The sequence below is a fragment of the Streptomyces sp. NPDC060027 genome (assembly GCF_042737005.1).
GTDB lineage: Bacteria > Actinomycetota > Actinomycetes > Streptomycetales > Streptomycetaceae > Streptomyces.
Genome location: NZ_JBHWVI010000352.1, coordinates 1 through 5,923, shown reverse-complemented (window position 1 = coordinate 5,923; position 5,923 = coordinate 1). Strand labels below are relative to the sequence as shown.

Genomic DNA, 5,923 nt, shown 5'->3' with positions numbered 1-5,923 from the left:
GCCTCGGCCGGACCGGCGTCGCCCGCGACAGCCTGTTCAGGCGGTGGGCCGGCCCATCGCCCGGTACGTCCAGCCCGCCCGGCGCCACACCTCCGGGTCCAGCGCGTTCCGCCCGTCCAGCAGCACCCGGGACGTGACCGCCTCGCCCAGCACCGCCGGGTCCAGCTCGCGGAACTCGCGCCACTCCGTCAGGTGCAGGACGACATCGGCGCCGCGCACGGTCTCCACCGCGGAGTCGGCGTACCCGAGCGTCGGGAAGAGCCGCTTGGCGTTCGCCATGCCCTTCGGGTCGTAGACGGTGACCTGGCCGCCCTGGAGGTGGATCTGCCCGGCGACGTTCAGGGCCGGGGAGTCGCGCACGTCGTCCGAGTCCGGCTTGAAGGTCGCGCCGAGCACGGCGACCCGCTTGCCGAGGAACGAGCCGCCGCCGAGCGCCTCGCGGGCCATCTCCACCATCTGGCCGCGGCGCCGCATGTTGATGGTGTCGACCTCGCGCAGGAAGGTCAGCGCCTGGTCGGCGCCCAGCTCACCGGCGCGCGCCATGAAGGCGCGGATGTCCTTGGGCAGACAGCCGCCGCCGAAGCCGATCCCGGCCCGCAGGAACTTCTTCCCGATCCGCTCGTCGTGCCCTATGGCCTCGGCCAGCTTGGCCACGTCACCGTCGGCGGCCTCGCAGACCTCGGCCATCGCGTTGATGAAGGAGATCTTCGTGGCGAGGAAGGAGTTCGCGGACGTCTTCACCAGCTCGGCGGTCGGGAAGTCGGTCACGACGAAGGGCGAGCCGTCGGCGACCGGCGTCACGTAGACCTCGCGCAGCAGCTTCTCGGCGCGCTCGCTGCGCACGCCCACCACGATCCGGTCGGGGTGCAGCGTGTCGTTCACGGCGAAGCCCTCGCGCAGGAACTCGGGGTTCCAGGCCAGCTCCGCGTCCTCGCCGGCGGGCGCGAGCTCGACGAGCCGGGCCGCCAGCCGCTCCGCCGAACCGACGGGCACGGTGGACTTGCCGACGACGAGGGCCGGGCCGCGCAGGTGCGGCGCCAGCGACTCGAAGGCCGCGTCGACGTACGACATGTCACAGGCGTACTCGCCGTGCTTCTGAGGCGTGTTCACGCAGACGAAGTGGACGTCTCCGAAGGCCCCGACCTCGGCCCAGTCCATGGTGAAGCGGAGTCGGCCCGTGGAGCCCTCGATCCCGGCCACGTGCTTGCGCAGCAGCTCCTCGAGACCGGGCTCGAACATCGGGACCTCGCCCCGCTGGAGCATCTCGATCTTCTCCGGCACCACATCGAGCCCGAGCACCTCGAAGCCGAGCTCGGCCATGGCGGCGGCGTGGGTGGCGCCGAGGTAGCCGGTGCCGATCACGGTGATCTTGAGGGCCATGGATGCTCCTGAGGTGTGTGGCGTAGGTGCGCGCCCGAGCATAGTCGGGGCGTGGGGGAGCGCTTTCACGGGCACTTTTCCCCCTGTCGCCAAGCTCACGTATCCGTCCCGCGGGCGGGCCCTTAAAATTTGTGTTACTTAACGGTAGTTAGCGTCGCCAGCACAGCATCCCTTGGAGCGTGAGAGACCTTGGCCGGATCGGCTGATTTCGACCTGTACCGACCGTCCGAGGAGCACGACATGCTCCGGGACGCGATCCGCTCGCTGGCCGAGGCGAAAATCGCGCCGTACGCCGCGGCGGTGGACGAGGAGGCCCGCTTCCCGCAGGAGGCGCTGGACGCCCTGGTCGCCAACGACCTGCACGCCGTGCACGTCCCCGAGGAGTACGGCGGCGCGGGCGCCGACGCCCTCGCGACGGTCATCGTGATCGAGGAGGTGGCCCGCGTCTGCGTGTCCTCCTCCCTGATCCCCGCGGTGAACAAGCTGGGCTCGCTGCCGGTGATCCTCTCCGGCTCCGAGGAACTGAAGAAGAAGTACCTGGGCCCGCTCGCCAAGGGCGACGGAATGTTCTCGTACTGCCTCTCCGAGCCGGACGCCGGTTCGGACGCGGCCGGCATGAAGACGAAGGCCGTGCGCGACGGCGACTTCTGGGTCCTGAACGGCGTCAAGCGCTGGATCACCAACGCGGGCGTCTCCGAGTACTACACGGTCATGGCGGTGACCGACCCGACGAAGCGCTCCAAGGGCATCAGCGCGTTCGTCGTCGAGAAGTCCGACGAGGGCGTCTCCTTCGGCGCTCCGGAGCGCAAGCTCGGCATCAAGGGCAGCCCGACCCGCGAGGTCTACCTCGACAACGTGCGCATTCCCGCCGACCGCATGATCGGCGAGGAGGGCACCGGCTTCGCGACCGCCATGAAGACTCTGGACCACACCCGCATCACCATCGCGGCCCAGGCCCTCGGTGTCGCCCAGGGCGCCCTCGACTACGCCAAGGGCTACGTCAAGGAGCGCAAGCAGTTCGGCAAGCCGATCGCCGACTTCCAGGGCGTCCAGTTCATGCTCGCGGACATGGCCATGAAGATCGAGGCCGCCCGCCAGCTGACGTACGCGGCCGCCGCCAAGTCGGAGCGCGGCGACAAGGACCTCACCTTCCAGGGTGCCGCCGCCAAGTGCTTCGCCTCGGACGTCGCCATGGAGGTCACCACGGACGCCGTCCAGCTCCTCGGCGGCTACGGCTACACCCGTGACTACCCGGTGGAGCGCATGATGCGCGACGCCAAGATCACGCAGATCTACGAAGGCACGAACCAGGTCCAGCGCATCGTGATGGCGCGCAACCTGCCGTAGTACGCCGCCGGTCGGCAACGGAAGGTGAGAGGCACGCGGTGTGCCTCTCACCTTTTCCTTTTCCGTCCTGTTCCGTCCTGCCGCCCGGGAAGGAGCGGCGGGTGCCGGGAGTTCGTGCGCGGAGTGTGTCGGCTGGAGTACTCTCTGTGCCCTCGGTCACGCGTCTGGTGCGCGTGAACCGGCGGGGGCGCGGGGGCACGTGACACGGGTGGGGATCCATGGCGGCCGTCGACGCACCCCCGCGTCCGTCGTGTTGTGGGGGTGGGCATGCCGTCAGGCGCCCTGATGGACCGTCATGTGATCGCGCAGAGCATCGAGGATCTCGCGCAGCGGCCGGCGCTCGGAACCCGGAAGGAAGAGCTGGCGGCGCTCGCGGCGGCGCTCCGGGACCAGGACGTCACCGCGCTGGACCCCTGGTCCGAACTCGACCTCCTCGCCGCCTACGCCCGCCCCGAGAGCCTCGGGGCGACCGGTGACCGGGACGGGGAGCACCAGGTCTGGTCCTACGCCGAAGCGGTGCTGGGCGCGCTGGTCTTCGTCCCCCTGATGCTCACCTGGTACGGGCTGACCCGTGCGTCGAGCGCGTACGGGGCGCTGACCGGCGCGGATCCGGAAGCCGCCGCCCGGCCCTTCCTGCAACTGTGGCAGTCCGGTTTCGAGGGCCACCTCACCGGCGCGTTCACCTTCGGCCATGTCGCGATGAGCGCCACCGTCGCCATCGTGGTGCTCTTCACCCTGGTCCTCGTGCACGGCGTGCGGCGGTCCACCGTCGCCCGCCGCGAGGAGGACGCCGACCGCGGCTCCGGGGAGCTGATGGCGGCGCTCGTGCCGGTCCTGACCCGTGCCCAACTCGTTCTGAACCAGCGGCGGTCGGGTTCCCCGCAGCGCTTCGCGGCCGAGCTCACCGGAGCCGCCGCGACCCTCAAGGGGCTGGGCGACAAGGCTGTCCGGGTGCACAAGGACCTGGCGTCGGCCGCCTCGGCCGTCGGCGAGGCGGTGGAGTCGGCCGAGCGCAGGCTGGCCGGGATCGACACCTCCGTCAAGCCCCTGGAGGCCGCGGTGGGGCGCGTCGAGGCCGCCGTGAGCGACGGCGGAGCGCAGGTCCGCAAGGCGCTCGACGACGTCCGCGACGCGAGCGGCGAGGTACGGCTCGCGGTGGCGGGCGCCGGGGACCGCGTCGAGGACTCCGTCACCGTGCTGGCCGCCTCCCAGCGTGCCTACGCCACCGGCATCGAGGTGGCTTCGGACATCTCCGCCCAACTCCTGGGCCGATACGGCGAGGTGGCGGAGGGGACGGCCCGCGCGGTCGAGGAGTCCCAGCACGCGGTGCGTGAACTGAGCGCCCAGAGCGGTGCGTTGCGAGCCACGGCCGATGAATTCGCCCGGCTCGTCGACGAGTTGCGGACGGACCGTCGCATGCGCGCCGACCTGGGGGACCAGCCGGGCCGGGCCGCCCGCGCCGATCGGGCGGAGAGCGGTGCCCACCGGGGAGGCCGCCCCGCCGACGCGGAACGGGGAGGCCACCCCGCCGACGGGACCGACGGTCCCGCCGCCCCGCGCCCCCGCGACCCCCGCCGGGAGCCGCCGCACCTGCCCCCCGCGCCCCTGACCGAGGCCCGATGAAGCGGGGTGGAAGGTTCCAGCCGCTGTACCTGGCGGGCTGGCTGTTCGCGGACATGCTGCTCGTCCTCGCCCTGGTGGCCATGGGAGACCGGGGCGATCCCCAGGCGGCGGAGCGGCGCCCCGGCCCTTCGTCCTCCGCGGCGGCCGCCGCGAAGAAGGAGCCGCGGCACACCGGCCCGCGCGCGGTGGTCCGCACACCGGTCAGGATCGCCGTCGACGCGCCCGCCGGGGACGAGACGGGCATCGTGCGCGCGCTGCGCGGGGCGACCGCGCGCTACCGGGGCCGGCAGGCCGCCTTCGTGCTGACCTTCGGACGCCACACCGACCCGGGCGCCGGGGGCCGCTACGCGCACGACGTCAACGCCCTGCTGGAGAAGGCCCGTCCGGACATGTTCCGCGCCGCCACCACCCGTGACTTCTGGAAGGGCGGCGCCTCCTCGGGGCACGCCGACATCGAGATCTACTTCTACACGTACTGACCCGGAGGTACGAGAAACCTTGCAGATCCTGCCTTTCTACCTGCTCTGCGACGAGTCCGGGTCGATGATCGGCGAGCCGATCGACGCCATCAACGGCGCGCTCCCGGACCTGCACCACGAGATCAGCACCAACCCGACGGTCGCCGACAAGACGCGCTTCTGCCTCATCGGTTTCTCCGACACCGCCACCGTGCTGCAACCGCTCGTCGACCTCAGCGACATCGACTCGGTCCCCGCGCTCGCCGCGGGCGGGCTCACCTCGTACGGCGACGCGTTCCACATCCTGCTGCGCTGCGTCGAGGACGATGTGGCGGGGCTGAAGGCGGAGGGCCACGAGGTCTACCGCCCCGTGGTCTTCTTCCTGTCCGACGGCATTCCCACCGACCCGGACTGGGACCAGGCGTACAAGGAGCTCACCCAGTCACGGTTCTGCCCGAAGATCATCGCCTTCGGCATCGGCGAGGCGCAGGAGTCGACGATCGCGCGGGTCGCCAACTTCCGGGCGTTCATGCAGAAGGACTCCTCGGTGTCACCGGCCCAGGCGCTGCGCGAGTTCGCCTCCAGTCTCACGCGGTCGATCGTCCGGTCCGCCGGGAGCATCGGGGCGGACGGCGGCAACGGGTTCACGCTGGCCGTGGACGACACCGTGCCCGGCTTCTCCATCGTCTCTCTCGACAAGCTGTGAGGTCGCACCGATGGGGAACGACATGAACGCCGCCGGACCGTCCCGGACCAGCCCGCGGGAGCCCGCCACACGGGAGCCGGACGGGGGCCGGGCACGGGCGGGCAGGCCGGACGGGGGCCTGCCCGATACGGGTCGGACGGACGCCCGGCAGCCGGATCTCCGCTGGCCGGACGCGCGGGAGCCCGACCCGCTGGACGCGACCTGGCAGAGCGTCGACCAGTTCTTCACCGACCAGCCGGAGCCCGACGCGGCCGTCACCGCACCCGAGCCGCCCCCGCCCCCGCCCACCGGACCGACCCGGCAGTCGCCACCGGACGCGTCGTACGGGCCGGCCCGGCAGTCGCCACCGGACGCGTCGTACGGGCCGGCCCGGCAGTCGCCACCGGACGCGTCGTACGGGTCGACCCGG

Annotated in this window: 5 protein-coding genes and 1 pseudogene; 5 read left to right on the top strand and 1 reads right to left on the bottom strand. The window is 71.7% G+C overall.

All coding sequences use genetic code 11. The features are described 5' to 3' along the window. Positions 1-36: 36 nt before the first annotated feature. Positions 37-1,380, bottom strand: a complete 1,344-nt coding sequence (locus tag ACFWBT_RS41255) for a UDP-glucose dehydrogenase family protein (protein ID WP_385709453.1) — start codon at positions 1,378-1,380, stop codon at positions 37-39. Between the two features lie 189 nt (positions 1,381-1,569). Between ACFWBT_RS41255 and ACFWBT_RS41250 the strand changes: the two genes are divergently transcribed. The 5 genes and pseudogenes from ACFWBT_RS41250 to ACFWBT_RS41230 form a co-directional block, all read left to right on the top strand. Then, positions 1,570-2,727: an acyl-CoA dehydrogenase gene (locus ACFWBT_RS41250; protein WP_385709452.1), complete on the top strand. Its 1,158-nt coding sequence runs from the start codon at positions 1,570-1,572 to the stop codon at positions 2,725-2,727. 267 nt (positions 2,728-2,994) lie between these two features. Further along, positions 2,995-4,350 (top strand): methyl-accepting chemotaxis protein, encoded by a 1,356-nt coding sequence (locus ACFWBT_RS41245; RefSeq protein ID WP_385709449.1) that lies wholly within the window; start codon positions 2,995-2,997, stop codon positions 4,348-4,350. Further along, positions 4,347-4,829 (top strand): hypothetical protein, encoded by a 483-nt coding sequence (locus ACFWBT_RS41240; RefSeq protein WP_385709446.1) that lies wholly within the window; start codon positions 4,347-4,349, stop codon positions 4,827-4,829. The genes ACFWBT_RS41245 and ACFWBT_RS41240 overlap by 4 nt, the downstream gene beginning before the upstream one ends. A gap of 19 nt (positions 4,830-4,848) precedes the next feature. Continuing rightward, on the top strand, positions 4,849-5,514 hold the full coding sequence (locus tag ACFWBT_RS41235) for a VWA domain-containing protein (RefSeq protein ID WP_351550623.1): 666 nt from the start codon (positions 4,849-4,851) through the stop codon (positions 5,512-5,514). Between the two features lie 10 nt (positions 5,515-5,524). Beyond that, positions 5,525-5,923, top strand: a pseudogene (locus ACFWBT_RS41230) (hypothetical protein); the annotation flags it as partial.

What these genes read in the sequence shown, in the direction of transcription:
- ACFWBT_RS41255 (WP_385709453.1), bottom strand. Translation starts at nt 1,380, where the DNA reads ATGGCCCTCAAGATCACCGTGATCGGCACCGGCTACCTCGGCGCCACC.
- ACFWBT_RS41245 (WP_385709449.1), top strand. Translation starts at nt 2,995, where the DNA reads ATGCCGTCAGGCGCCCTGATGGACCGTCATGTGATCGCGCAGAGCATC.
- ACFWBT_RS41240 (WP_385709446.1), top strand. Translation starts at nt 4,347, where the DNA reads ATGAAGCGGGGTGGAAGGTTCCAGCCGCTGTACCTGGCGGGCTGGCTG.